Origin of the sequence: Streptomyces sp. BoleA5 (genome assembly GCF_000373665.1) — a bacterium.
Taxonomy (GTDB): Bacteria; Actinomycetota; Actinomycetes; order Streptomycetales; family Streptomycetaceae; genus Actinacidiphila.
Map to the genome: position 1 here is coordinate 86,800 of NZ_KB892154.1, position 25,204 is coordinate 112,003.

A 25,204-nucleotide genomic window follows, 5' to 3' on the forward strand; every position below is an offset into this window, starting at 1 on the left:
GAACGACCCCCAGTGATCATGAGGAGCACATCACATGACGACGTGGTTCATCACCGGCGCATCCCGCGGGTTCGGCCTGGAAATCGCCCGGCAGGCCCTCGAGCGGGGCGACAACGTCGTGGCGGGCGCCCGCACTCCCCGCGCGGTGGAGGACGCCCTCGCGGCCCACGCCGAGCGGCTGCTGGCCGTACCGCTCGACGTGAACGACGAGGAGCAGGCCCGGGCCGCCGTCGAGGCGGCGGTCGAGCGCTTCGGCACCATCGACGTCCTCGTCAACAACGCCGGCCGGGGCCTGCTCGGCGCGGTGGAGGAGACCAGCGACGCCGAGGCGCGCGCGGTGTTCGACACGAACGTCTTCGGACTGCTGACGGTGACCCGGGCCGTCCTGCCCGTCATGCGTGCCCGGCGCTCGGGCCGGATCGTCAACCTCAGCTCCGTCGGCGGCTTCGTCGGGTGGGCGGGCTGGGGCCTGTACTGCGCGACCAAGTTCTCCGTCGAGGCGGTGACCGAGTCGCTGCGGCTGGAGCTCGCGCCGCTCGGCATCCAGGCGACCGCCGTCGAGCCGGGCCCGTTCCGCACGGACTTCCTGGACTCCTCCTCCCTGCACCGCACCGAGCGGGTCATCGAGGACTACCGGGAGAGCGCGGGCGGGATGCGCGCCTGGGCCGACGACAGCAACCACGCCCAGGACGGCGACCCGGTGAAGGCGGCGGCCGCCATCATCACCGTCGCCGGCGCGCAGGAGATGCCTGCCCGGATCCCGCTCGGCAAGGCGAGCGTCGCCGACGTGGAGGGCAAGCTCGCCGGTGTCGCCCGTGACGTGGAGACCTGGCGGGACCTCGCGCTGTCCACCGACTTCACGTCGTGATCCAGACCGCTCCCGCGGTTGCGCGAAAGGCCCCGGGTCCCCCGCCGTCGCGGCGGGGGACCCGGGGCCCCGGTCCGTCCGGCCGGCCTCAGCGCACCGCCTCGGGGCCGCCGCCCAGCGCGGTGAGCAGTGCCAGCGGCGTGGCCGCGGCCCAGGCCTGGGGCGAGCAGGAGTGCGGGTACGGCACGGGGACGGGGTGCTCGTCCCGTCCGTACCCGGCCATCACCTCGGGCAGGCGCCAGTCGTGCGCGGCGGCCGCCTGGACCAGCCCGTGGGCGATCCGCGAGGCCTCCTCCGCCAGACCGCTGCGCGCCAGGCCCAGGACGACGATCGCGTTGTCGTGCGGCCAGATGCTGCCGCGGTGGTACGACAGCGGGTGGTACGGGACCTGGCCCGCCGCGAGCGTGCGCACCCCCCAGCCGGAGAAGAAGTCGGGCTGCAGCAGCCTGCGGCCCACCGTCCGCGCGTCGGCCGGGTCGAGGATGCCGGACCACAGCAGGTGCCCGGCGTCCGAGGCGAGGGCGTCCACCTGCCGGTTCCCGCCGTCCAGAGCGAGCGCGGGGAAGTCCCGGCCGCTCATCCAGAAGTCCCGGCGGAACCGCTCCCGCAGGTCCGCCGCGGCCTTCTCCAGCCGGTCCGCCTCCCCGGCGTCGCCCCAGACCCCACGGGCCAGGCGCGCGGTGCGGACCAGGGCGTCGTACGCGTAGCCCTGGACCTCGGCGACGGCGAGCGCGCCCTCGGGCCGGCGCCCGTCGGCGAAGCAGATCGCGCCCTCGGAGTCCTTCCAGTTCTGGTGCGCCAGCCCGCCGCGTGCGGCGTCGGAGGTGTAGCGGAGGTAGCCGCCCTCGCCCAGCCCGCCGTCGCGGAACATCCACTCCACCGCGGCACGCGCGTGCGGCTCCAGGCGCCGCGCGAGCCCCGGGTCGCCGGTCGCGGCGCTGTGGGCCTCCAGCAGCACCAGGAACAGCGGCGTGGCGTCGGCACTGCCGTAGTAGCGGCCGTACGGCACCTGCCGGAAGTGGGCGAGTTCGCCGTGCCGGACCTCGTGCACGATCCTGCCCGGCTGCTCGAGCCGGGCCGCGTCGTGCCGGGTGCCCTGGGTCGCGGCGAGGGCGAGGAGCGTGTCCGCGGCCAGCTCCGGACGGTACGGCAGCGCGAACAGCGAGGTCAGCAGGGAGTCGCGGCCGAACAGGGTGAGGAACCAGGGGATGCCGGCCGCGGGCACCAGCAGCGCCTCGCCCGCCGGGCCCGTCGCCGGCACGCGCAGCCGAGCCAGGTCGGCCAGGCCCGCCGCGCAGGCGCGCGCGAGCTCGTCCCAGTGGGTGAGCGAACGCGGCCGCGGGCGCGCCTGGACGAAGGCGTCCTCCTCGGCGGCGTGCCGGTTGCGCACCGACATCGGGTCCGCGGGCGCGGCCGGTTCCGCGGCGCCGGGGGGCACCGCCCGGACGCGCAGGGCGAGTTCGGCCGCACCGTGGCCGGGCAGCGGCAGGCGCCAGGTCAGCAGGCGCGCGATGCCGGCCGGCTCCAGCGGACGGACGGCGGCGGGGGCGGGGGAGGCGGTGACGGTGGTGCGGGCGTCCCAGTCCTCGCCGCGCCGGTAGCGGAAGGCGACACCGTCCGCGCGGTCCTCGGCGGTGCGCCGGCCGTCTGCCTTGTCGTAGCGCCGGTGGTCGCCCCGCAGTTCGAACTGGTCCGCGAAGTCCGCGTCGACCTCCAGCGCGATCTCCACCGTGGCCGGTTCCGCGCGGTTGCTGACCACGCGGACGCGCTCGGTGAGCGTTCCCGCCTCGACGGCCTGCGTGCGGAAGAGCGAGTACGCCGGCGGTTCGTCCCGGCCGCCCTCCGGGGTGAGCACGAAACCGTCGTCGGAGGAGGTCAGCAGGGACGGTTCGACGCCGTCGGCGGTGAGCCGCCAGCGGCTCAGGTGGCGGGCGTCGCGCAGGAAGAGGCCGTCCGGGGTGTCGCCTCGGCGCCCCGTGATGTCGCCGGAGCGGCTGGTGGAGGCGAAGGTGCCGCGGTGGACCAGCAGACGTTCGACGCTCATCGGGCGGGCTCTCCTTGCGGTGTCCTGTGCAGCAGGTCCAGGGCCAGGGCTGCCGTCCAGCTGAAGCGGCGGATCCCGCGGCCCTGGCCGCTGTGCGGTTCGACGTACTCGGCGAAGCCGGTGCGGCGGGCGTCGTCGAGGGCCTGCTCGCGCAGGGCGCCGGCCGCCCGGTCGGCGCCGTGCTGCCGCAGTCCGCGGTGGACGAGCCACGCGGTGTTGAACCAACTGGGGCCCCGCCAGTAGCGGTTGCCGTCGTACTCCGGGGCGGTGAGATCGTAGCTCGGCACCAGGTGCACCCGGCCGAGCCCGAAGCGCTCGCCCTGCGCCGTCGCGATCAGCGACCGTGCGACGGCCTCCGGGAGGCCGGGCACGATCAACGGCACCAGCCCCGCGACGCTGTGGCCGCCGACGGCCTCGCCGGTCGTCAGGTCCCGGGCGAGGAAGACGCCCGCTGCGGGGTCCCACAGCCGCTCGACCAGGGCGGCCGTGGCCTCGGCGGCCTTGCGGCGGTGCGGGGCGGGGTCCGCGCCCGTCGCCGCGGCGATCTCGGCGAGGGCGTGCTCGGAGGCGACGAACAGGGCGTTGAAGCAGGGGTCCTCGAGGGCGAAGGCGTGCGGGGTGCGCGCGTCGTCGTAGCCGTGGTCGCGGTAGTCGGCGGCGAGCCGGACGTAGCGCCCGTAGTCGAGGTCGGTGGGGCGGTCGGCGGCCTCGCTGTGGTCGAGGTCCGCCCTGCGGAAGGACTCGGGCGGCGCCGGCTCCACCCGGGCGAGCGCCGCGTCCCACACCGGGCTGTTGTCGAGCCCCGGCTCCCAGGGGTGCACCACGGCCGCCAGTCCGCCGCCGCCCAGGTCGCGCGAGGCGGCGAGGTAGCGGTGCCAGGCGGCCAGGCGGGGGTACATCCGCCGCAGGAAGCCGCGGCGCCGGGACTCGGCCGGGTCCGCGAGGTGGACCTGCCAGGCGGCGAGGGCGTGCACCGGCGGCTGGACGATGCCGGAGGTCTCGATGTCCGCGGGAGCGCCCGAGGCGGCGCCCGCGCCCGAGCTGCGCCAGAAGTCGGGGCTCGGGAAGTACGCGTCCAGGGGCACTGAGGGGTTGAAGACGATGTGAGGCACACGGCCGTCGCGCCACTGCGCCCCCAGCAGGGTCTCCAGTTCCCGCTGGGCGCGGCGGGGGGCGAGCCGGGCCAGGCCGATGGCGATGAAGGCGGAGTCCCAGCTCCACTGGTGCGGGTACAGGGTGCGGGAGGGGACGGTCGCCGCGCCCGTCCAGTTGGACAGCAGGACACGGGCGGCGGCCCGGCGCAGCGCGGTGTCCCGGTCCTCCTCGCGGTCCGGGGACCGCAGGGCCGGTTCGAGGACCGCCGTCATCCGGCGGCCCGGTGCAGGAAGGCGGGGACGGAGCGCACGGCGTCGACGGGGTCTCCCGTGAGGCGGCACTCCGCGGCGAGGTAGCCGTCGTAGCCGGCGGCGTCCAGCGCCCCGAGCCAGGCGGGCCAGTCCAGGTGGCCGGCGCCGGGCTGGAAGCGGTTGGAGTCGCTGACCTGGGCGTGGCCGATCAGCGGTGCCACGGCCAGAATGGCCGCCGCCGGATCGGTCTCCTCGATGTTCATGTGGTAGCTGTCGATCCCGATGCGCACCGAGTCCAGACCCACGGCGCGGATCAGCTCGGCGGCCTGCTCCAGCCGGTTGACCATGTGGTCCTCGTAGCGGTTGAGGGGTTCCAGGAAGAGTGTGACCCCCTCGGCGCGGGCGTGCTCGCCGAGTTCCGTCAGCCCCTTCAGGAGCACCTCGCGGTCCTCCTCCTCGCTGCGCGGCGGCTCGAAGGGCGGCAGCCGGCGGGAGAACATGCCGTACGAGGCGGGTGTTTGCGCGCCGCGACCGCCGAGTTCGGCGATGACGCTGAGCTGCGACTTCATCTGCGCCACGGCGTCGCGGCGCAGGTCGGGGTCGAAGGCGCCGAAGAAGTGCAGCATGTCGACGCAGACGGTCGGCATGACGACACCGTCGGCCTGGGCCCTGCGCAGCTCGGGGAGCCGGTCGCGGAAGTGGAAGCCGCCCTTCCCGCGCAGTTCGATGGCGTCGTAGCCGGCCTCCTGGGCGAACTCCCACTTCTGCTGGAGGGTGTCACCGGGCAGCAGCTGTTCCTGGCAAGCGGTCTTGAACATGATCGAGGGGCCTCTCAGAACTCCAGGACGACCTGGAGCGCGTCGGCGGGACGCTCATCCAGCAGGACGTAGGCTTCGGCCGCGTCGGCGACCGGGACGACATGGCTGACGAGGGACCGCACGTCGACGTGGCCCTCGGCGATCAGCCGCAGGAAGGTCTGCTGCAGGCGCTCGACGGTCCAGCGCCCGCTGAGCTGCGGCGGGACCCCGCCGATCTGGGAGCAGATCAGCTGGACGCGGTTGTGGTGGAACTCGTCGCCGAGTCGCAGGCCCACGCCGTCGCCCTGGTAGAAGCCGGAGGCCACGACCCGGCCGCCGACCGCGACCGAGCGCAGGGCGTCGTGCAGGGCCGGGTAGGCGCCGCTGATCTCGATGGCGACGTCGGCGCCGCGGCCGTCGGTGGCGGCGCGGATCCGTTCGGCGACCGCGTCGGTGCGGGCGTTGAGCGTGGTCGTCGCGCCGTACTCCCCGGCCTTGGCCAGGCGGACGTCGAGCGCGTCGACGGCGGTGACGCGGGCGCCGTTCAGCTGGGCGAGGCGTGTGGTGAGCAGCCCGATGACGCCCTGGCCGAAGACGGCGACGTCCTCGCCGAGATGGATGTCGGCGCCGAGGACGGCGTTGTACGCGATCGCGCCGACGCGGGCGAAGGCACCGGCCAGCGGCTCAAGACCGGCCGGTAGCACGTGCCCGACCATGCGCTCGGCGGGCACGACGCCCTCGCTGCGGTGGCCCCAGATACCCCAGACGAGGTCGCCGACGGCGGGCATGCCGGAGACGTCCGTGAGTTCGGGTGAGACTTCCGTCACCTCGCCGACCTCGGAGTACCCCCAGCCGGCCACGGGGTACTCGATGCCCGCCGCGCCGTCGCGGAACAGGCGCGCCTCGGGGTCCCAGGTGCGGGTCAGGTACGGGTTGGTGCCGCGGTAGGCGGTGAGTTCGGTGCCCGCCGAGATGCCGGAGTAGCGGGTTCGTACGCGCAGATGGCCAGGGGGCAGGGGGACTGACTCGCTCGGGGCGACCTCCACCTGACGGGGGCCGGTGAACTGGACTACGCGTTCCACAGGGGACTCCGGAAAGATCGGTTATGCGGTCCGTTCAGCCATCGAAGGCTGACTTACGTCGAAGATATCCGAGACTTAAGTCTTGTCAACAAGCAAAAGTGGTGCTCTGATGCAACGCGTACGTAACGCAAGGCTGACGATGAGGACGGTTGATGCGCATGTGGTCCCGACGGTCGAGGGCGCTGGCGAGCGGCTTGGCCGCCGTAGTGGGAATCGGGGTGATGTCCGGCTGCGCGGCGCAGGACAACGGGAAACCCGACAACAAGATCACCGTCTGGAGCCTGGAGAACCTCACCGACCGCGTGGAGGCGACGAAGAAGACCATCGCCGCCTTCGAGAAGGAGTCCGGGGTCGAGGTGAACCTGGTCGGGGTCGACGAGGGCCAGTTGCCGCAGCTGATCATGTCGGCCGCCGCCGCGGGCACCCTCCCCGACGTCATCGGGGGCATCCCCCTCGCGCCGGTCTGGCAGATGTACAGCAACGGCCTGCTGAACACCGCCGCCACGAAGAAGATCGTCGACGATCTGGGGCCGGGCACCTTCAACGGCAACGCCCTCAAGCTGACGGGCGACGGCGCCACCCGCCTCGGCGTGCCCAGCGACGCGTGGATGCAGATCCTCGTCTACCGCAAGGACCTCTTCGCCAAGGCGGGACTCGCCGCCCCCGACAGCTACGACGCGATGCTCAAGGCCGCGCGGAAGCTCAACAGCGGCGGTACCAGCGGCATCTCGCTCTCCACCGACCCCAGTGACGTCTTCACCCAGCAGAGCTTCGAGGACATCGCACTGGCCAACGGCTGCGAACTCGCCGACGCCAAGGGCGACGTCACCCTCGACAGCCCGCAGTGCGACCGCGCCTTCGACGCCTACGACAAGCTCGCCGGCGACTACGGCGCCCCCGGCACCCAGACCGTGGACACCACCCGGGCCGTCTACTTCGCGGGCCGCTCCTCCATGATCGTGTGGTCCACCTTCCTCCTCGACGAGCTGGCCGGCCTGCGCGGCGACGCACTGCCCAGCTGCGCCCAGTGCAAGAAGGACCCGCAGTACCTCTCCGACAACAGCGGCATCGTCACGGCGCTGAGCGGTCCCGACGCCGCCAAGCCCGCCCAGTTCGGCGAGGTCTCCTCCTGGGTGGTGACCAAGACCGCCGAGACCGCGGCCTCGGAGAAGTTCATCGAGTACATGATGGGCGACGGCTACCAGGGCTGGTTCGGCATGGCCCCCGAGGGCAAGATCCCCGTCCGGGCCGGAACCGCCGACGACCCGCAGAAGTACCTCAAGGCCTGGCGGGCCAGCGACATGGGCGTGGACACCAAGAAGTCCATGCAAGAGGTCTTCTCCCCGCAGCTGCTCGACGAACTCGCGGCCGGCGTCAGCAACATGAAGCGCTGGGGCATCACCCAGGGCCAGGGCGCGCTCGTGGGCGCCACCATCGGCGAACTGCCCATCCCCAAGGCGGTGGGCGACATGACCACCGGCCAGACCTCCCCCCGGGAGGCGGCCGAGGAGGCCGACGAGGAAGTCGCGTCCCTGCAGAAGTCCCTCCAGTGAGCCGCCCCCGGCCTCGTCCTTCAAGGAAGCAGTGATGAGCACCGCACAGAGCACACAGCAGCGGAGAACGCCGGAGGCGGACACCGCGAACACCAAGCCCCGGCGCCCTCTGACCCTGGCCCAGCGGGAGAACCGCGCCGGACTGGCCTTCGTCTCGCCCACCCTCCTGGTGGTCCTGGTCGTCGTGGTCCTGCCGATCGCCTGGACCGTCCTGCTGGCCTTCCAGCACGCCCGGCTGGTCGACATCCAGGGCATGGGCTTCCTGTCCAACTGGACGTGGAGCAACTTCAGCGAGGTCTTCACCTCGCCCGGCTTCTGGACCTCGCTGTGGACCACCCTGGTCTACACCGTCGGCGCCACCGCCGGCTCCATCGTCCTCGGCCTGATCGCGGCGCTCGCGCTGCGCCGCCCCTTCCGCGGCCGGGCCCTGCTGCGCGGCACGATGCTGCTGCCCTACGTCGCGCCCGTCGTCGCCGTGACCTTCGTCTGGGAGATCGCGCTCAGCCCGCAGTTCGGCGTCGTCAACGAGGTGGGCACCAAGCTGTTCGGCTGGGACGAGCCGGTCGCCTTCCTGTCCACCAGGTCCCAGGAGATATCCCTGCTCGGCTGGCACGTCCACGTGCCGCTGGCCCTGCTGACCGTGATCGCCTTCGAGACCTGGCGCTACTTCCCCTTCGCCTTCCTCTTCCTGATGGCCAGACTGCAGGCCGTCCCGGAGGGCCTGGAGGAGGCCGCCGTCGTCGACGGCGCCACCCTCACCCAGCGGTTCCGGCACATCCTGCTGCCCCAGCTGATGCCGGTCATCGCCCTGCTGTCGGTGCTGCGCTTCATCCTCACCTTCAACAAGTTCGACGACATCTACCTGCTCACGGGCGGCGGCTCGGGCACCGACGTGGTCGCGGTGCGCGTCTACGACTTCCTCACGGCCCGCTACGACGTGGGCGCGGCCGCGGCACAGGCCCTCGTCCTCGCCGCGATCCTCGCCGTGCTGCTCGGCATCTACTTCAAGTTCTTCGCCAAGAAGGTTCAGGAGGAGGCGTGATGGCCAGTCGCGCACAGATCGAGGACCGCACCTTCGGGGTCCTTCGGTGGGTGGTGATCGCCGGACTCGCGGTCATCACGATCTTCCCCTTCTACTACATGCTGCTGCTCTCGGTGAAGCCGATCGACCAGCTGCTGCTCGACCCCGGCAAACTGTGGGTCGGCACCTCCGAGTTCACCCTCGACACCTACCGCACCGTCCTCAAGTCCGTGGACGACGGCGGCCAGGGCTTCCTGCGGATGCTCGGCAACTCCGCCCTCGTTGCGCTCGGTTCCATGCTGCTGACCCTGCTGGTGTCCGTCCCCGGCGCCTACGCCATCACCCGGCTCAGGTTCCTCGGCGGGCGGCAGGTCAGCGCGCTGTTCCTGGCCGTCTACCTCTTCCCGGCGACGCTGCTCGCGGTGCCGCTGTTCGTCATCTTCGCCCGGATCGGCCTGCAGGGCAGCCTGTTCGGCCTCGCGATCGTCTACATCGCGCAGACCGTGCCGGTGTCCATCTACATGCTCAAGAACTACTTCATCACCATCCCGGAGAGCATCGAGGAGGCCGCCGCCCTCGACGGCGCCTCGCGGCTGCAGACCGTGCGCAGGGTCGTACTGCCCCTCGCCGCACCCTCGCTGATGGCCACCGGGCTGTACGTCTTCATGATCGCCTGGAACGAGTTCCTCTTCGCGCTGCTCTTCCTCGCCGCCGACCCGGACAAGTGGACGGTGTCCCTGGGACTGCAGCAGCTCGCCAACGGCATCGAGGTGCCGAAGACCGTCCTCATGGCAGGCTCCGTCGTGCTGACGATTCCCGTGGTACTCCTTTTCTACGCGGCCGAACGGCTCCTCACCGAGGGCCTGACCAGCGGCGCGGACAAGAGCTGAGCACCATGGCCCGACACGAGGGGGAGCGAGGACGGATGGCTACGCCCTGGAGCACCGCCGGACACCTGCTGGAACTGATCAGGACCGGGCAGGCGACCACCCGTGGGGAGCTCCAGCGCGTGACGGGCCTGTCCCGCTCCACCGTCGGCCAGCGGCTGGACCAGCTCTTCGCCGCGGGCTGGCTGCGCACCGTACCCGGCGGGCAGTCCACCGGCGGACGGCCCTCCACCCACCTGCAGTTCGACTCCGGGCACGCCGCCGTACTCGCCGCCGACCTGGACACCACCAGCGCCCGCGCCGCGGTGCTGGACCTGTCCGGGCGGGTACTCGCCGAGCACACCGGGGAGTTGCTGCTCGACCAGGGCCCGGAGCGGGTGCTGGACGAACTCGGCCGCTGGTTCGCCAAGCTCCTCGTCGCCGCCGGTGTCCCGGCGGCCGCGGTGTGCGGTGTCGGCCTGTCGGTGCCCGGTCCCGTCGACTGGACCACCGGCGTGGTGGTCCGGCCGCCGATCATGCCCGGCTGGGACGGGTACCCCGTGCCGGCCCGGACGCAGGAGGCGCTCGCCCGCCACGCCGGACTGCCCGCCTCGGTGCCGGTCCTGGTCGACAACGACGCGAACCTGATGGCCCTGGGCGAACAGCGCGACTCCTGGCGCGACTGCTCGGCCTTCGTCCTGGTCAAGGTGTCCACCGGCATCGGTGCGGGCGTCGTCATCGACGGCACCGCATTCCGCGGCATCGACGGCGGCGCCGGCGACCTCGGGCACATCCGCCTGCACGACGCGTCCGACGCCCTGTGCATGTGCGGGTCCCACGGCTGCCTCGCCGCCGTCGCCAGCGGTCGCGCCCTGGCCGGGCAGCTCAGCGCCCTCGGCGTGCCGGCCGGCTCCGCCGCGCAGGTGCGCGAGCACCTCGACGCAGGCCACCCGGACGCGGTGCGCCTGGCCCGCGAGGCCGGCAGGCGCTGCGGCGAGGTGCTGGTCACGGTCGTGACCCTGCTCAACCCCGGTGTCCTGATGATCGCCGGGGACCTCGCCGAGACCCACTTCGTCACCGGGGTGCGCGAACTGCTCTACCAGCGCGCGCTGCCCCGGGCCACCCGCAACCTGCAGGTCGTGACCTCACAGCTCGGCGACCGCGCCGCCCTCGCCGGCGCCACCGCCATGGTGGTCGAGCACCTCTACGCCCCGGACCAGGCCAACGAACGGCTGGCCGCCGCGGCCCCGACCGACCCTGGAGCACAACTGTGAACACCCCCGCCCCCGTCGAGGTCGGACTGATCGGCGCAGGCCCCTGGGCCCGCGCCATGCACGCGCGGATCCTGGCCGCAGGACCCGAGACACGGCTCACCGCCGTCTGGGCCCGCCGGACCGAGGCCGCCCGCGAGATCGCCGACACCTACGGCGCGGTGACGGCCGGCAGCCCGGAGGAACTCTTCGACCGCTGCGAGGCCGTGGCCTTCGCCGTGCCCCCCGCCGTCCAGGCCGAACTCGCCGTACGGGCAGCCAAGGCCGGCAAGGCCCTGCTGCTGGAGAAGCCGCTCGGCCCCGACCTGGCCTCGGCACGCGCGGTAGCCGACGCCGTCGCGGAGGCCGGTGTCGTCTCCCAGATGGTGCTGACCAAGCGATACCAGGCCGAGACCCGCGACTTCCTGCGGCGGGCACGGGAGGCCGAGGTCACCGGCGCGCGGTCCTGCTATCTGCACGGGGCCTTCCTCGGTGGGGAGTTCGCCACCGGCTGGCGCCTGGAGCAGGGCGCCCTGCTCGACCTCGGCCCGCACCTGATCGACCTGCTCGACGCGGCCGTCGGCCCCATCACCTCGATCCGCGCCACCGGCGACCCCCGGCGATGGGTGGAGGTCACCTGCGAGCACGAGAACGGGGCGGTGAGCCAGGCCTCCCTCTCCGGAAGCGTCCGGCTGCCGAAGCCCCGTACCCGGATCGAACTCCTCGGCCCCGGCGGGGAACTCGTCTACGACACCTCCGTCATCGACCACGAGGAGGGCTGGCCCGTCCTGCGCGCCGAATTCGCCGCCGCCGTCCGGTCCGGCCGCGCGGGCGAGCTCGACGCGCGACGCGGACTGCGCCTGCAGGAACTCATCGACGCGGCCCTGCGCTGATACCCGGCGGGTATCACAGAGCGCGGAACAGGTCTTGGACGCGGCGCCCGCCCGGCCCGAAGACTCGGAGGTGTCACAGGACACCACGAGAGGGGCGAGCGTCATGAAGGTCTTCCTCACCGGAGGCTCCGGCTACATCGGGCGGGCCACCATCGAGGCATTGGTACGCCGGGGGATCCAGGTCGTGGCCCTCGCGCGCAGCGAGGAATCGGCCCGGGTCGTCCGCGACCTCGGGGCCGCACCCGTGCAGGGGGGCCTGACCGACACCGACGTGCTGCGGGCCGCCGCGCGCGCCGCCGACGGGGTCATCCACATGGGCCAGCACTACGGCCCCGACACCGCCGAGGTCGACCGGGCGGCGTCCGAGGCGCTGCAGGACGGCGCCGGAGCGCGCCCGTACGTGCACACCGGCGGGGTGTGGGTCTACGGCGACACCGACGGCGTGGCCGACGAGGACGCCCCGCTGTCGCCGCCCCGCATCACCGCCTGGCGGCTGGAGAACGAGAAGCGCGTCCTGGCCCGGGCCGGGACGGGCGAACGGCCCGTCGTGATCATGCCAGGCCTGGTCCACGGCCGCTCCGGCGGGCTCGTCGAGACGTTCTACGCGGCCCCGGGCCGCGAGACCGGCTCCGTGCCCTGCGTCGGCGACGGCGCCAACCACTGGTCGACCGTGCACGTCGACGACGTCGCCGAGCTGTACGTACTCGCCCTGAACGCCGCGCCCGGCTCGGTGTACGCCGGGGTCGGCGATCTCTACCCGACCCAGGCGGAGATCGCCCACGCGGTGAGCCGGGCGATCGGCCGCCCCGGAGCGGTCCGGCATCTGACGAAGGCGGAGGCCGAGGAGCGGATGGGCCCCATCGCCGAGGCCTTCGCCCTCGACCAGCGGCTCACCGGTGCCCGGGCCCGCCGGGAGCTGGGCTGGCGGCCCACCCGGTCCGACCTGCCGGCGGACCTCGCCCGCCCGTGAGCCCGCGCGCGAGCGTGCCCACGAGCCGGCGCGTGAGCCTGCCCCGCTGAGAAGGGCGGGCCGGGCGGATACGCTCGGATGTGTCCGTCCCGGCGTGAATGCGAGGAGGGACCCGTGGACCTGGATCTCCGCAAGTTGCGGTACTTCGTCGCGGTGGCCGAGGAACTGCACTTCGGCAGGGCGGCCGAGCGCCTGCACATCGCGCAGCCCGTGCTGTCACGGCAGATCAGGGCGCTGGAGGACGAGCTCGCGGTGCGGCTGTTCTCCCGCGACCGCCGCAGCACCGAGCTGACCCGGGCAGGCGCGCAACTGCTCACCGACGCGGGACCGCTTCTGGCGGCCGCCGACGCGACCCGGCGGCGCGTCGCCCGCGCGGCCCGGGGCGTGGCCTCCTTCACCGTGGGCTTCATGCCGGGACTGATCGTCACGGGTGCCGTGCGGGAGCTCTCCCGCCGGCACCCGGAGCTGTCGGTCGAGGTCGTCAGGACGAACTGGGACGACCAGGCGGAGGTGATCCTCGACGGACGTGTCGACGTCGGCTACGTCAGGATGCCCGTCGACACCCGGGGCCTGGCGACCCGCAGCCTCCTCGCCGAACCCCGCGTCGCGGTCCTGCCCGCGGACCACCCCTACGCCGGCAAGCCCGCCCTGCGCATCGCGGACCTGGCGGGCGAACACCTCCTGCAGGACCCCGCCGCCGTGCCCGAGTGGCGGGACGTCGCCCGGGAGCTCTCCGACCCGCGGCAGCGGCCGGCCGTCCCGGGCTTTCGTTCCGTCGAGGAGAAACTCGAGAGTGTGGCGGCCGGTCGCGGCGTCGTCGTGCTGCCGCTGTCCACCGCGACCTACTACACCAGGGCCGACATCGCCCACGTCGAGATCGAGGACATCGGCCCCAACCGGGTGTTCCTTGCCTGGGACGGCAGCCGGCACGACCCGCTCCTGGAGGAGTTCGCCGACATCGCGGTCGACTGCGCCGACTCGTCCGCCTGACCGCCGCCTGACCGCTGAACGGATTCCGCACCCGGTCCGTACTGAGGGCACGGGGACGAGAGGAGAAGCCCCGCGCGAAGGCGCGACGGGGCGGCGGAGCGGGAGAGAGACGCCGATGAATCTTGACGTGGTGGGGGAGCCGGGGCCGACGGGCGTCACCGGCGGGGCCGACGTCTGGGTGGAGAACTGGGGAGCGCAGGCCATGTGCCGGATGGAGGACCCGGACGTGCTGTTCGTCCAGGGTGCCGCCCAGAAGCGCGTCAAGGCCGTGTGCGGCGGTTGCCCCGTGCGCACCGAGTGCCTGGCCGACGCCCTCGACAACCGTACCGAGTTCGGGATCTGGGGCGGTATGACGGAGCGTGAGCGCCGCGCGCTGCTGCGCCGCCGCCCCACCGTCACGTCCTGGCGCACTCTGCTGCGGACGGCACGTCAGGCCTACGAGCGGGGGCCGCGGCGGGCCTCGGCCTGAACGTGCCGCACACCGGAGGCGGCGGGGACCCGACGCCGTTGTCGGACCCCGCTGTTACGGTCAGCGGCCATGGCGGCAGACGATGGAATCGCATGGATCGGCGAGCGCTGGCCGAATTCCGAGGACCCCCTCCTGGGGGTGCAGGCCGGCCTCGTGTTCGCCGAGCACGTCGCGCCGCAGGACCTGGCGGTGGTCTTCGGCGCCGTTCCCTGGGAGATCCCCGAGCCCGTCGGCGCCGAGGCCAAGGCCGTCCACGACCGGACCCACCCCCGTATCCGGGTTCCCGACGAACCCCGCCTCACCGCCTACGGGAAGGAGGGGGACTGGTCCTTCCTCGCGGGGAACTTCGACTACCTGATCCACTTCCGGGAAGGCTTCGCGCTGCCGCGGGGAACGGGCCGGGCCGTCCTCCTCTACAACATCGCCGCGAGGGGCATGTACTGCATGGCCTACTTCGAGGGCGGCCGCCGGGTGTGGAGCGGCGAGATCCACGGCCGCTTCGGCGGCGCGGCCGAACCGGACGGCGGGGACTGCTTCGACCACGTGCCGGAGATGTCCTTCCTCAACCGGGCCATGCACGACGCAGGATGCCGTCCCGAGGTCCACCATGCCGACGGGCGCCGGGTCTTCGAGAACGACGGCTGGATCACCGACTGGCGGGAGCGGTTCCTGAAGGGCCTGGAGATCGCCTTCGGGATCTCCGTGTGCCAGGAGGCCTTCGACGCCGGCCGGTACCCGCTGGCCTCCGTGTACGTGTCCTGATCACCATCGGTGAGCTCCGACGGGCCGGATGGAACCGGGCCGGGCGATCGGGCACCATGGCCCGGTGAGCACCATCGTCAAGTTCTTCGTGGCGCCGGGTCACGAGACCGCGGCCGCGGTCGTGGCCGGCGGCCCCGGCAGGGCTGCCGAGTCGCTGGAGTACGGCAACTTCGACGCCGAGGAAGCGCTGATCGAATGGGAGGGCATCGTCACCGGCCGCAGCTTCGGTGAACTCGTCGACGCCGGTGTGCCCGAGGCCGTTGCCGACGCCGGCGCCTGGGAAGGTCCCGTCGTCCTCGCCGTTTCGCGCGCCCTTCAGGACGCACTCGCCGCCGCCGACGCGTCCCGGCTCGCCGGGATCGGCGAGGCGTGGATCCGGGTGCGGGCGGAGGAGGGGGAGGTGTTCGACCAGGAGATCGTGACCGGGATCCTGGGCGGTCTCGCCCGGCTGGCCCGCGGCAGCGGCGCCCGGGACGGCCACCGCCTGTACTGCTGGATGGCGTAGGGGCGCAGACGTCACCGCCGATCGACTCCCGCTCGATCAAGGGCCCGTGTCAGTCCGGCGCGCCGGTGCCGTCGATCGCCGTGGTGATGGGCCCGTCGCCGTACGCGTCGAACCCGACGATCCTGCCCTCCTCGACCGTGAAGACGTGCACGACCGCGGAGTCGAACGGCCGGCCGGTCCCGTGGCCCGCGCCCTGCGTCCGTCCCACGGCGACGACCTGGCCGCCCTCCTCGAAGAGCCGATCGGTCTCGATACGGCTCTCGATCATGTGGAACGTCTTCTTGAAGAACGCCGCGAAACCGGCGAGTCCGGGGTCGGCGCCCCCGCCGGGCAGCGCGTCCGTCACCCGGATCCGGATCCCGGGGGAGGCGATGGCCGCCAGCGTGTCCCGGTCGGACCGCAGCATGGCGTCGTACATCGCCTCGGCGACCTCCTGTGGGGCCGCGCTCCCGGATCCGGGTGTCTCGGGCATGGCGATCTCCTGAGGTGATTCAAGGATCAACTGTTGGGAAGGTTGTCGGATCGTAGGTGAGCATAGGGGAGTCGGGGGTTCCTCCGCCGGGCGGTCCGAACGGCGGAACCCGGCGGCGTTCCACGGCGAGTCCGGGGCGTGCCACCCCGGTCCCCGCCGGCCTGGGCCGTGGCGCTCGGATGAGGGCGGCGGGGCCGCACCGATGGGCGCTCGCAAACGGCGCCCCGGCGGACGCCCGGTGAGGCGGTGTCCGGGTGCCTCTCGGCGGTTCCCGGCCGCCCACCCCGGTGGTACGGTCCGGTCCAGTCGTGGCCCCGTCCGGAGGGTGACGAGACGCACCCGAGGGTGACCGGCGAGGGAGAAGCGCGACGTGAGACGGATGACGGCCCGTCCGGCGAACGGGCACCAGGCGCGGGTGCTGCGCCTGCTGCGCGACGCGGGTCCGCAGTCGCGGGCCGTGCTCGGCGACCAGGTGGAGCTCTCCCGCTCCAAGCTGGCGGTCGAGCTCGACCGCCTGCTGGATACGGGTCTGGTCGTCCCCGACGGACTCGCCGCCTCCCGCGGCGGACGGCCCTCCCATAATGTGCGCCTCGCCCCCTCGCTGCGCTTCCTGGGCGTGGACATCGGTGCCACGTCGGTCGACGTGGCGGTCACCAACGCGGAGTTGGAGGTGCTCGGCCACCGTGCCGCGCCGTACGACGTCCGCGAGGGACCGGTCGCGGTGTTCGAGCAGGTACTGGCGATGGCGGCCGAACTGCGCGACACCGGCGCCGCGGAGAGCTTCGACGGCGCGGGGATCGGGGTGCCCGGCCCGGTGCGCTTTCCCGATGGCGTTCCGGTCGCCCCACCGATCATGCCCGGCTGGGACGGCTTCCCCGTCCGGGAGGCGATGAGCCAGGAACTCGGCTGTCCCGTCCTCGTCGACAACGACGTGAACCTGATGGCGCTGGGGGAGCAGCATGCCGGGGTCGCCCGTTCCGTGCGCGACTTCCTCTTCGTCAAGATCGGGACCGGGATCGGCTGCGGCATCGTCGTGGGCGGACAGGTCCACCGCGGGGTCACCGGCAGTGCCGGGGACATCGGGCACATCCAGGTGGTGCCGGGCGGGCTCTCCTGCGCCTGCGGCAACCACGGGTGCCTGGAGGCCTACTTCGGCGGCAGCGCCCTGTCCCGGGACGCGGCCGCCACGGCGACGGCGGGCCAATCGGCCGCGCTCGCCGACCGGTTGGCCTCGGCGGGGACGCTGACCTCCGCCGACGTGGCGGCCGCCGCGGCTGCCGGGGACGGCGCGTCCCTCGATCTCATCCGGCAGGGCGGCAACCGCACGGGGCAGGTCATCGCGGGCCTGGTGAGCTTCTTCAACCCCGGACTCGTCGTGATCGGCGGCGGGCTCACCGGCCTGGGGCACACCCTCCTGGCGAGCATCCGCAGCCAGGTGTACGGCCAGTCGCTGCCGCTGGCGACCGGCAACCTGCCGATCGTCCTCAGCGAACTCGGTCCGACCGCGGGAGTGGTCGGCGCCACCCGTCTGATCAGCGACCACGTCTTCTCGCCGGTGTGACCCGACCGGCGGGCACGGCCCGCGAGTGCGCGGCCGTTCCCCTCCGTTCGCCGTTCCTTCGTGGTTCCCTCGCCGTTCCGCTGCCGTGAGTTCGGCGTCGGCGGCCACCACGGGCGCTGTACGCCAGGTGAGTCGGCCTGCGTTCAGACTTTGTCCTGGAACCGGGAAAAGGCCTTGCCGATTCGTGCGCAACTTCTTCCCCCACCGGGCGGGCGCTGCTACTTTCCCATCGAAAGCCTGACGGAGCGGGACCGGCCGATGGCGGTCCGGTATCCCCATGCCGAGGGCCGGGGGAGGTGAGGGGCACGTGAGACGCATGACAGCTCGACCCGCCAACGCGCACCAGGCGCGGCTCCTGCGGCTGCTCCGGGACGGCGGACCCAACTCCCGTGCCCAGATGGGGGACCAGATCGACCTGTCCCGTTCCAAGCTCGCGGTCGAGGTGGACCGGCTGCTGGAGACGGGCCTTGTCGTCGCGGACGGCCTGGCCGCCTCGCGCGGCGGCCGGCGTTCTCACAACATCAGGCTCGCGCCGGGCCTGCGCTTCCTCGGCGTCGACATCGGCGCCACCTCGATCGACGTCGCGGTCACCAACGCCGAGCTGGAGGTGCTCGGCCACCTCAACCATCCGATGGACGTCCGTGAGGGACCGGTCGCCGTCTTCGAGCGGATCCTGGAGATGGCCGCCAAGCTCCGGGCCGCCGGCCTCGCCGAGGGCTTCGACGGGGCGGGGATCGGGGTGCCGGGGCCGGTGCGCTTTCCCGAGGGCGTGCCCGTCGCCCCGCCGATCATGCCCGGCTGGGACGGCTTCCCGGTCCGCGAGGCGCTCAGCCAGGAACTGGGCTGCCCCGTCATGGTCGACAACGACGTGAACCTGATGGCGCTGGGGGAGCAGCACGCCGGAGTCGCCCGCTCGGTCGGCGACTTCCTCTGCGTCAAGATCGGCACCGGCGTCGGCTGCGGCATCGTCGTCGGCGGTGAGGTTCACCGCGGTGTGACGGGCAGCGCCGGCGACATCGGCCACATCCGGGTCGAGGCCGACGGACGCGCCTGCGCCTGCGGCAACAAGGGCTGCCTGGAGGCCCACTTCAGCGGCGCGGCGCTCGCCCAGGACGCCGTGGAGGCGGCCAGGTCGGGCCGGTCCCCGGCCCTCGCGGCGCGGCTCGAGGCGTCCGGGCAGCTCTCCGCCGTCGACGTCGCCGCGGCGGCCGCGGTGGGCGACGCGGCGGCACTGGAACTCATCCGCGAGGGGGGCAACCGCGTCGGGCAGGTCATCGCCGGGCTCGTCAGCTTCTTCAACCCCGCACTGGTCGTGATCGGCGGCGGCGTCACCGGTCTCGGCCACACGCTGCTCGCCAGCATCCGCAGCCAGGTCTACCGCCAGTCGCTGCCGCTCGCGACCGGCAACCTTCCCATCGTCCTGGGTGAACTGGGCCCCACCGCCGGAGTGATCGGCGCGGCCCGGCTCATCAGCGACCACGTGTTCTCCCCGGCCTGATCCCCCCACCGGCCAAGGCTCCACCGGCACCACGGCACCACCGGCTCCACCTGCACGCTCCGCACGCGCACGTGTCACCCGCACCCGCCGAGGGGATCGTCATGGCACCTGAACCACCGGCACCGCCGCCCCCGACAGCACCTTCGCTGCTCACCATGTCCGGCATCACCAAGTCGTTCCCGGGCGTCCGCGCCCTGGACGGCGTCGACCTGGACGTCCAGGCCGGCGAGGTGCACTGCCTCCTCGGCCAGAACGGCGCGGGGAAGTCCACCCTCATCAAGGTCCTCGCCGGGGCTCACCAGCCCGACGGCGGGGAGATCACCTGGCGCGGGGAGCCGGTGTCGCTGAGGTCGCCGATCGCCGCCATGCGGCTCGGCATCGCCACCATCTACCAGGAACTCGACCTGGTCGAGGGGCTGTCCGTCGCCGAGAACGTCTTCCTGGGCCACGAACCGACCACCGCCGGCTTCGTCGTGCGCGGACGTGACGCCCGCCGCGAGGCCGCCGTGCTGCTGCGCCGGCTCGGCCATGCCGAGATCGACCCCGCCCGCCGCGTCGGCGACCTCTCGGCCGCCCAGCAGCAGATCGTCTCGATGGCCCGGGCGCTCTCCCACGACGTGCGCCTCATCGTCATGGACGAGCCGTCCGCCGCGCTGGACCCCGAGGAGACGGACAACCTGCTGCGCATCGTCGGGCAGTTGACCGCCGACGGCGTCGCGGTCGTCTACATCTCCCACCGGCTGGAGGAGATCCGCCGCGTGGGCGACCGGGTGACCGTACTGAAGGACGGCCGCGCGGTCGCCAACGGGCTCCCGGCCAAGTCCATGCCCACCCGGGACATCGTCGCGCTCATGACGGGCCGTGACGTCGAGTACGTCTTCCCCCCGCGCCCCTCGGGGCCACGCTCCGGCGACCCCGTCCTGCGGGTCGAGGGACTCGCCCGCGACGGCGAGTTCGCCGCGGTCGACCTGGAGGTGCGTCCGGGCGAGATCGTCGGGCTCGCCGGACTCGTGGGCTCCGGACGGTCGGAGATCCTCGAGACGCTCTACGGCGCCAGGAAGGCCACCGCCGGCCGGGTCACCGTCGACGGCCGGCCCCTCAAGCCCGGCAGCGTCCGTTCGGCCGTCCGCGCCGGGCTGGGGCTGGCGCCGGAGGAGCGCAAGGCGCAGGCACTCCTGATGCTGGAGTCCGTCACCCGCAACGTGTCGGTCTCCACGCTCACCCGCTTCTCACGGGCCGGGTGGCTCGACCGCAGGGAGGAACGGCGCGCCGCCCGGGAGGCCACGCGCTCGCTGTCACTGCGGCCCGACAACCCCGACGCCCGGGTGCGAACCCTGTCCGGCGGCAACCAGCAGAAGGCCGTCCTGGCCCGCTGGCTGCTGCGCGGCTGCCGTGTCCTGCTGCTCGACGAGCCCACCCGGGGCGTCGACGTGGGCGCCCGCGCCGAGCTGTACGCGGTGATCCGCCGGCTCGCCGACGACGGGCTCGCCGTACTCCTCGTCTCCAGCGAGGTCCCCGAGGTCCTGGGGCTCGCGGACCGGGTGCTGGTGCTCCGCGAAGGACGCGTCGTGCACGCGGCGCCCGCGACGGAGCTCGACGAACACCGTGTACTCGACCTTGTCATGGAAGGGAGCCCGAGCCGATGACGCAGCCCGCATCCGAGGCCCCGCAGGCACCGACGCCGCCCGCGGAAGCGCCTCCCGTCACGAAGGGCGGCGGCCGGCGTCCCGCGCTGGGGTTCCACGCCGACGTCCGGAACCTGTCCCTGCTCGGCGTCCTCGCCGCCCTCGTCCTCGTCGGCGGCATCACGCAGCCCGACTCCTTCCTGGACGTCTCCAACCTCCAACTGGTGCTCACCCAGGCCTCCGTCATCGGTGTCGTCACCGTCGGCATGACCTTCGTGATCACCAGCGGGGGCATCGACCTGTCCGTCGGCGCGATCGTCGCGCTCGCCTCCGTGTGGGCGACGACCCTCGCCACCCAGGAGTACGGCTTCACGGGCATCCTCTTCACCGCGGTCGTCGTCGGCGTCGGCTGCGGACTGGTCAACGGGGTGCTCATCGCCTACGGCGGCATGGTGCCGTTCATCGCGACCCTCGCCATGCTCGCCTCGGCGCGCGGCCTCGCCCTGTACCTGACCGACGGCAAGACGCAGATCGTCACCGTGAACTCGGTGCTCGACCTCGGTCTTCCCGCCAGCTACGTCCTCGGCATCCCGCCGCTGGTGCTGGTCTTCGCCGGGGTCACCGTCATCGGCTGGCTGGTGCTGAACCGGACGACCTTCGGGCGCAGGACCGTGGCCGTCGGCGGCAACGCCGAGGCGGCCCGCCTCGCCGGCATCGACGTCCGCCGGCAGCGGCTCTACCTCTACCTGCTGTCCGGGCTGTGCTGCGGCATCGCGGCCTTCATGCTGATCATCCTGTCCGGCTCGGGCCAGAACACCAACGGCAACCTCTACGAACTCGACGCCATCGCCGCGGCGATCATCGGCGGCACGCTGCTCAGCGGCGGCCGCGGCACGATCGTCGGCTCCGTCCTGGGCGTCCTGGTGTTCATCACCATCCAGAACATCTTCGCCCTCAACAACCTGGAGAGCGCCGTCCAGCAGATCGCCAAGGGAGCGATCATCGTGGCCGCCGTCCTGGTCCAGCGCAGCACCGTGCGCAACGGCGACGGCTGACCCAGCCCGTCGCGCCCGGCTCCACCCGACAACCCGCACGCGCCCCGCACCGCCCTAGCCCGAAGGGTTTCACCGTCATGCCAAGAATCCCGGTCACCAGCCGCAGAGGACTGCTCTTCGGCGCCGCCGCCGTCTCCGCCGGAGCGGCCCTCACCGCCTGCACCAGCAACGAGCCGAAGAAGGCCGGCACGGCCGCCACCACGGCGGCGGCCGCCGACGACAAGCCCGGCACGCCGGTCACGATCGGCTTCGCCGGCCCGCAGGCCGACCACGGCTGGCTCAACGCCATCAACCAGAACGCCAAGGACCGCGCGGCGAAGTACTCCGAGGTGACGCTGGAGATCACCGAGGGCTCCAACGACACCGCCGCCCAGATCGGGCAGATCCAGACGCTGATCAACAAGAAGGTCGACGTCCTGGTCATCCTGCCCGCCGACGGCAAGGCCCTCACCCAGGTGGGCCTGCAGGCCATGAAGGCCGGCATCCCGGTGATCAACCTGGACCGGATCTTCGCCTCCCCGCAGGCGTACCGCTGCTGGATCGGCGGCGACAACTACGGCATGGGGCTCAACGCCGGCCGCTACATCGGCGAACAGCTCAAGGACAAGCCCGACGCCAAGGTCGTCGAGCTCGCCGGCATCGACAACCTGGAGCTGACCCGGCAGCGCACCCAGGGCTTCGACGACGCCCTGAAGAACTACCCCAACATCAAGAAGGTCGCCCGGCAGGCCGCCGAGTTCACCGTCGAGACCGGCCAGGCCAAGATGGCCCAGCTGCTGCAGGCGCAGAAGCAGTTCGACGCGCTGTGGAACCACGACGACGACCAGGGCGTCGGCGCCCTGCGCGCCATCGCGCAGGCGGGCCGCGACGACTTCTTCATGGTCGGCGGCGCCGGGTCCAAGGCGGCGATGGACGCCATCAAGGCCGACAACGGCGTGCTGAAGGCCACCGTCCTCTACCCGCCCACCATGGCCGCCTCCGCCATCGACCTGGCCCGAGCGCTCGGCCAGAAGAAGGGCGTCAGCGGGATGTCGGAGCTGGAGATCCCCGCGTCGATCACCCTGTACTCCGCCGTCGTCACCAAGGAGAACGTCGACGAGTACCTGCCGACCGGCTTCATCTGACAGATCCGACCCGCCCGTCCGATCCGAGCAACCGACGAGGAGCAACGGCATGGCTGACATGGCCGGCAAGGAAGACAGTGAGGCAGGGGCCGCTTCGCCGGCGCTCGGCATCGGCATGGTCGGATACGCCTTCATGGGCGCCACCCACTCCCACGCGTGGCGCACCGTGGGCCACGTGTTCGACCTGCCGATGAGGCCCGTCATGGCCGCGATCGGCGGCCGGGACGCGGGCGCCGTCCGGGCCGCGGCCGCCAGGCACGGCTGGGCGGCCGCGGAGACGGACTGGCGGGCGCTGGTGGACCGGGACGACGTCCAGCTGGTGGACGTGTGCACCCCCGGCGACAGCCACGCCGAGATCGCCGTCGCGGCGCTCGAGGCGGGCAAGCACGTGCTGTGCGAGAAGCCGCTGGCCAATTCGGTCGCCGAGGCCGAGGCCATGGTCGCGGCGGCCGAGCGGGCGGCCGCCCGCGGCCAGGTGGCCATGGTCGGTTTCAACTACCGGCGGGTGCCCGCGGTCGCGTTCGCCCGGCGGCTCATCGCGGACGGGAGGGTCGGCACGATCCGCCACGTGCGGGTGACCTACCTCCAGGACTGGCTCGTCGACCCGGACTTCCCGCTGACCTGGCGGCTCAAGCGCGAGTACGCGGGCTCCGGGGCGCTGGGGGACCTCGGCGCGCACGCGGTCGACCTCGCCCAGTACCTGGCGGGGGAGCTCCTGGTGGGCGTCTCGGCACTCACCGAGACCTTCGTACGGGACCGGCCCGAGCTGGACGGCGCCTCGTCGGGGCTGTCGGGCTCCGGGAGCGCGCGGCGGGGGCCGGTGACGGTCGACGACGCGGCGCTGTTCACCGGGCGGCTCACCTCGGGGGCGCTCGCCTCGTTCGAGGCCACCCGGATGGCGTCGGGGCGCAAGAACGCCCTGCGGCTGGAGATCAACGGCGAGCGCGGTTCGCTCGCCTTCGACCTGGAACGGCTGAACGAGCTGTCGTTCCACGACCACACGGAGCCCGCCGAAACGGCCGGCTTCCGGCGGATCCTGGTGACCGAGCCGGGCCATCCGTACCTGGAGGCGTGGTGGCCGCCCGGCCACGCGCTCGGCTACGAGCACACCTTCACCCACCAGGCGCGCGACCTCGTCGTCGGCATCGCCGAGGGGACCGCCCCGGCGCCGTCGTTCGCCGACGGCCTGCAGGTGCAGCGCGTCCTGGCCGCGGTGGAGGAGAGCGCCGAGAAGAACGCCGTGTACACCCCCGTCCCCTCCTGACCACACCCGCATCGAGGAGGCCCTCGCCGTGCCACGACCCTTCACACTCTTCACCGGCCAGTGGGCCGACCTGCCTCTGGAGGAGGTCTGCCGACTCGCCCGCGACTTCGGATACGACGGGCTCGAACTCGCCTGCTGGGGCGATCACTTCGAGGTCGACAAGGCTCTCGCCGATCCCGCGTACCTGGACGGGCGGCGGGCGCTGCTCGACAAGTACGGACTGAAGTGCTGGGCGGTCTCCAACCACCTGGTCGGACAGGCCGTCTGCGACAACCCCATCGACGAGCGCCACCAGGGGATCCTGCCCGCCCGCATCTGGGGCGACGGTGAGCCGGAGGGCGTGCGGCAGCGCGCCGCGCGCGAGCTGGCCGACACCGCGCGCGCCGCGGCGGCCTTCGGTGTGCGCACCGTCATCGGCTTCACCGGCTCGTCGATCTGGCATCTGGTGGCCATGTTCCCGCCGGTCCCGGAGCGGATGATCGAGCGCGGCTTCGAGGACTTCGCCGAACGGTGGAACCCGATCCTGGACGTCTTCGACGCCGAAGGGGTCCGCTTCGCCCACGAGGTCCACCCCGCCGAGATCGCCTACGACTACTGGACCACGCACCGCGCGCTGGAGGCCGTCGGCCACCGGCCGGCGTTCGGGCTGAACTTCGACCCGAGCCACTTCGTGTGGCAGGACCTCGACCCCGTCGGGTTCCTGTGGGACTTCAAGGACCGCATCTACCACGTCGACTGCAAGGAGGCCCGCAAGCGCCTCGACGGCCGCAACGGGCGCCTGGGCTCCCACCTGCCCTGGGGCGACCCGCGGCGCGGCTGGGACTTCGTCTCGGCCGGGCACGGCGACGTGCCGTGGGAGGACGTCTTCCGGATGCTGCGGTCGATCGGATACGACGGCCCGATCTCGGTCGAGTGGGAGGACGCGGGGATGGACCGCCTCGCCGGCGCCCCTGAAGCGCTCTCCCTCCTGAAGCGCTTCGACTTCGACCCGCCGACGGCGTCCTTCGACGCCGCGTTCGGAGGCAACGACTAGGGCGTCGTCGCAGGTCACAGCCAGAAGTCCGCAGCCCGGCGGCCATCGCCGCCGGGCCTGTCGGGCTGCCCGGGCGCTCCTTTGTCCTGACCCTGGAGAAAGTTCAACTTATCTGCCGCACAAGGGCTTTCGGTCCCGGACGAACCCGGCTACCGT

The 25,204-nt window shown here is 72.6% G+C and carries 23 protein-coding genes; 18 read left to right on the forward strand and 5 right to left on the reverse strand.

From position 1 onward, the window contains the following. Positions 1 to 34 precede the first annotated feature (34 nt). Complete coding sequence (locus tag B085_RS0137400) at positions 35 to 868, forward strand: oxidoreductase (RefSeq protein WP_018563716.1); 834 nt, start codon at positions 35 to 37, stop codon at positions 866 to 868. 88 nt (positions 869 to 956) lie between these two features. Here the strand turns inward: B085_RS0137400 and B085_RS0137405 are convergent, their stop codons facing one another. The 4 genes from B085_RS0137405 to B085_RS0137420 are packed head-to-tail and all read right to left on the reverse strand — an operon-like array spanning position 957 to position 6,137. Further along, positions 957 to 2,912, reverse strand: coding sequence for a glycogen debranching N-terminal domain-containing protein (locus B085_RS0137405; protein ID WP_018563717.1), 1,956 nt, complete (start codon positions 2,910 to 2,912; stop codon positions 957 to 959). Continuing rightward, a complete protein-coding gene (locus B085_RS0137410) occupies positions 2,909 to 4,279 on the reverse strand; it encodes an MGH1-like glycoside hydrolase domain-containing protein (protein ID WP_018563718.1) in 1,371 nt (456 codons plus the stop codon). The genes B085_RS0137405 and B085_RS0137410 overlap by 4 nt, the downstream gene beginning before the upstream one ends. Next, positions 4,276 to 5,076 (reverse strand): sugar phosphate isomerase/epimerase family protein, encoded by an 801-nt coding sequence (locus tag B085_RS0137415; protein ID WP_018563719.1) that lies wholly within the window; start codon positions 5,074 to 5,076, stop codon positions 4,276 to 4,278. The genes B085_RS0137410 and B085_RS0137415 overlap by 4 nt, the downstream gene beginning before the upstream one ends. A gap of 14 nt (positions 5,077 to 5,090) precedes the next feature. Further along, positions 5,091 to 6,137, reverse strand: a complete 1,047-nt coding sequence (locus B085_RS0137420; protein WP_018563720.1) for a zinc-dependent alcohol dehydrogenase — start codon at positions 6,135 to 6,137, stop codon at positions 5,091 to 5,093. 152 nt (positions 6,138 to 6,289) lie between these two features. On the opposite strand from B085_RS0137420, the gene B085_RS0137425 reads away from it, so the two are divergent. The 10 genes from B085_RS0137425 to B085_RS0137470 all read left to right on the forward strand — a co-directional run bounded on the left by B085_RS0137425 (position 6,290) and on the right by B085_RS0137470 (position 15,416). After that, positions 6,290 to 7,690 (forward strand): ABC transporter substrate-binding protein, encoded by a 1,401-nt coding sequence (locus B085_RS0137425; protein ID WP_026251850.1) that lies wholly within the window; start codon positions 6,290 to 6,292, stop codon positions 7,688 to 7,690. Positions 7,691 to 7,724: 34 nt separating this feature from the next. Continuing rightward, positions 7,725 to 8,732 (forward strand): carbohydrate ABC transporter permease, encoded by a 1,008-nt coding sequence (locus B085_RS0137430; RefSeq protein ID WP_018563722.1) that lies wholly within the window; start codon positions 7,725 to 7,727, stop codon positions 8,730 to 8,732. Further along, the gene (locus B085_RS0137435; RefSeq protein ID WP_018563723.1) at positions 8,732 to 9,601 is read left to right on the forward strand and encodes a carbohydrate ABC transporter permease; all 870 of its coding nucleotides are present in this window, start codon (positions 8,732 to 8,734) and stop codon (positions 9,599 to 9,601) included. The genes B085_RS0137430 and B085_RS0137435 overlap by 1 nt, the downstream gene beginning before the upstream one ends. A 35-nt stretch (positions 9,602 to 9,636) precedes the next feature. Next, positions 9,637 to 10,851, forward strand: coding sequence for an ROK family transcriptional regulator (locus B085_RS0137440; RefSeq protein WP_018563724.1), 1,215 nt, complete (start codon positions 9,637 to 9,639; stop codon positions 10,849 to 10,851). Further along, positions 10,848 to 11,720, forward strand: a complete 873-nt coding sequence (locus B085_RS0137445; RefSeq protein ID WP_018563725.1) for a Gfo/Idh/MocA family protein — start codon at positions 10,848 to 10,850, stop codon at positions 11,718 to 11,720. The genes B085_RS0137440 and B085_RS0137445 overlap by 4 nt, the downstream gene beginning before the upstream one ends. Positions 11,721 to 11,823: 103 nt before the next feature. Then, positions 11,824 to 12,690, forward strand: a complete 867-nt coding sequence (locus tag B085_RS0137450; RefSeq protein WP_018563726.1) for an NAD-dependent epimerase/dehydratase family protein — start codon at positions 11,824 to 11,826, stop codon at positions 12,688 to 12,690. Between the two features lie 114 nt (positions 12,691 to 12,804). Further along, a complete protein-coding gene (locus B085_RS0137455; RefSeq protein WP_018563727.1) occupies positions 12,805 to 13,680 on the forward strand; it encodes a LysR family transcriptional regulator in 876 nt (291 codons plus the stop codon). A gap of 115 nt (positions 13,681 to 13,795) precedes the next feature. Then, complete coding sequence (locus tag B085_RS45015) at positions 13,796 to 14,149, forward strand: WhiB family transcriptional regulator (RefSeq protein ID WP_051102266.1); 354 nt, start codon at positions 13,796 to 13,798, stop codon at positions 14,147 to 14,149. A gap of 69 nt (positions 14,150 to 14,218) precedes the next feature. Continuing rightward, positions 14,219 to 14,911, forward strand: a complete 693-nt coding sequence (locus B085_RS0137465) for a hypothetical protein (RefSeq protein ID WP_234018737.1) — start codon at positions 14,219 to 14,221, stop codon at positions 14,909 to 14,911. 64 nt (positions 14,912 to 14,975) lie between these two features. Then, positions 14,976 to 15,416 (forward strand): hypothetical protein, encoded by a 441-nt coding sequence (locus B085_RS0137470; protein WP_018563730.1) that lies wholly within the window; start codon positions 14,976 to 14,978, stop codon positions 15,414 to 15,416. 49 nt (positions 15,417 to 15,465) lie between these two features. On the opposite strand, the gene B085_RS45020 is transcribed toward B085_RS0137470, so the two are convergent. Continuing rightward, positions 15,466 to 15,888 (reverse strand): nuclear transport factor 2 family protein, encoded by a 423-nt coding sequence (locus B085_RS45020; protein ID WP_018563731.1) that lies wholly within the window; start codon positions 15,886 to 15,888, stop codon positions 15,466 to 15,468. 379 nt (positions 15,889 to 16,267) lie between these two features. Here B085_RS45020 and B085_RS0137480 point away from each other — a divergent pair, with 379 nt between their 5' ends. The 7 genes from B085_RS0137480 (at position 16,268) to B085_RS0137510 (ending at position 25,048) form a co-directional block, all read left to right on the forward strand. Beyond that, on the forward strand, positions 16,268 to 17,449 hold the full coding sequence (locus B085_RS0137480) for an ROK family transcriptional regulator (protein WP_018563732.1): 1,182 nt from the start codon (positions 16,268 to 16,270) through the stop codon (positions 17,447 to 17,449). Between the two features lie 316 nt (positions 17,450 to 17,765). Further along, the gene (locus B085_RS0137485; RefSeq protein ID WP_018563733.1) at positions 17,766 to 18,947 is read left to right on the forward strand and encodes an ROK family protein; all 1,182 of its coding nucleotides are present in this window, start codon (positions 17,766 to 17,768) and stop codon (positions 18,945 to 18,947) included. Positions 18,948 to 19,048: 101 nt separating this feature from the next. Next, complete coding sequence (locus B085_RS0137490; protein ID WP_026251851.1) at positions 19,049 to 20,593, forward strand: sugar ABC transporter ATP-binding protein; 1,545 nt, start codon at positions 19,049 to 19,051, stop codon at positions 20,591 to 20,593. After that, entirely contained in the window at positions 20,590 to 21,627 is a 1,038-nt protein-coding gene (locus B085_RS0137495) for an ABC transporter permease (RefSeq protein WP_018563735.1), read from the forward strand. The genes B085_RS0137490 and B085_RS0137495 overlap by 4 nt, the downstream gene beginning before the upstream one ends. Before the next feature lie 77 nt (positions 21,628 to 21,704). Further along, on the forward strand, positions 21,705 to 22,751 hold the full coding sequence (locus tag B085_RS0137500; protein WP_018563736.1) for a substrate-binding domain-containing protein: 1,047 nt from the start codon (positions 21,705 to 21,707) through the stop codon (positions 22,749 to 22,751). 49 nt (positions 22,752 to 22,800) lie between these two features. After that, a complete protein-coding gene (locus tag B085_RS0137505) occupies positions 22,801 to 24,015 on the forward strand; it encodes a Gfo/Idh/MocA family oxidoreductase (protein ID WP_018563737.1) in 1,215 nt (404 codons plus the stop codon). A 28-nt stretch (positions 24,016 to 24,043) separates the two neighbouring features. Further along, entirely contained in the window at positions 24,044 to 25,048 is a 1,005-nt protein-coding gene (locus B085_RS0137510; RefSeq protein ID WP_018563738.1) for a sugar phosphate isomerase/epimerase family protein, read from the forward strand. Positions 25,049 to 25,204 lie beyond the last annotated feature (156 nt).

What these genes read in the sequence shown, in the direction of transcription:
- B085_RS0137465 (WP_234018737.1), top strand. Translation starts at nt 14,219, where the DNA reads ATGGCGGCAGACGATGGAATCGCATGGATCGGCGAGCGCTGGCCGAAT.
- B085_RS0137440 (WP_018563724.1), top strand. Translation starts at nt 9,637, where the DNA reads ATGGCTACGCCCTGGAGCACCGCCGGACACCTGCTGGAACTGATCAGG.
- B085_RS0137495 (WP_018563735.1), top strand. Translation starts at nt 20,590, where the DNA reads ATGACGCAGCCCGCATCCGAGGCCCCGCAGGCACCGACGCCGCCCGCG.
- B085_RS0137435 (WP_018563723.1), top strand. Translation starts at nt 8,732, where the DNA reads ATGGCCAGTCGCGCACAGATCGAGGACCGCACCTTCGGGGTCCTTCGG.
- B085_RS0137405 (WP_018563717.1), bottom strand. Translation starts at nt 2,912, where the DNA reads ATGAGCGTCGAACGTCTGCTGGTCCACCGCGGCACCTTCGCCTCCACC.
- B085_RS0137505 (WP_018563737.1), top strand. Translation starts at nt 22,801, where the DNA reads ATGGCTGACATGGCCGGCAAGGAAGACAGTGAGGCAGGGGCCGCTTCG.
- B085_RS0137480 (WP_018563732.1), top strand. Translation starts at nt 16,268, where the DNA reads ATGACGGCCCGTCCGGCGAACGGGCACCAGGCGCGGGTGCTGCGCCTG.
- B085_RS0137410 (WP_018563718.1), bottom strand. Translation starts at nt 4,279, where the DNA reads ATGACGGCGGTCCTCGAACCGGCCCTGCGGTCCCCGGACCGCGAGGAG.
- B085_RS0137500 (WP_018563736.1), top strand. Translation starts at nt 21,705, where the DNA reads ATGCCAAGAATCCCGGTCACCAGCCGCAGAGGACTGCTCTTCGGCGCC.
- B085_RS0137430 (WP_018563722.1), top strand. Translation starts at nt 7,725, where the DNA reads ATGAGCACCGCACAGAGCACACAGCAGCGGAGAACGCCGGAGGCGGAC.
- B085_RS0137485 (WP_018563733.1), top strand. Translation starts at nt 17,766, where the DNA reads ATGACAGCTCGACCCGCCAACGCGCACCAGGCGCGGCTCCTGCGGCTG.
- B085_RS0137450 (WP_018563726.1), top strand. Translation starts at nt 11,824, where the DNA reads ATGAAGGTCTTCCTCACCGGAGGCTCCGGCTACATCGGGCGGGCCACC.
- B085_RS0137415 (WP_018563719.1), bottom strand. Translation starts at nt 5,076, where the DNA reads ATGTTCAAGACCGCTTGCCAGGAACAGCTGCTGCCCGGTGACACCCTC.
- B085_RS0137400 (WP_018563716.1), top strand. Translation starts at nt 35, where the DNA reads ATGACGACGTGGTTCATCACCGGCGCATCCCGCGGGTTCGGCCTGGAA.
- B085_RS0137490 (WP_026251851.1), top strand. Translation starts at nt 19,049, where the DNA reads ATGGCACCTGAACCACCGGCACCGCCGCCCCCGACAGCACCTTCGCTG.
- B085_RS45015 (WP_051102266.1), top strand. Translation starts at nt 13,796, where the DNA reads ATGAATCTTGACGTGGTGGGGGAGCCGGGGCCGACGGGCGTCACCGGC.
- B085_RS45020 (WP_018563731.1), bottom strand. Translation starts at nt 15,888, where the DNA reads ATGCCCGAGACACCCGGATCCGGGAGCGCGGCCCCACAGGAGGTCGCC.
- B085_RS0137425 (WP_026251850.1), top strand. Translation starts at nt 6,290, where the DNA reads ATGCGCATGTGGTCCCGACGGTCGAGGGCGCTGGCGAGCGGCTTGGCC.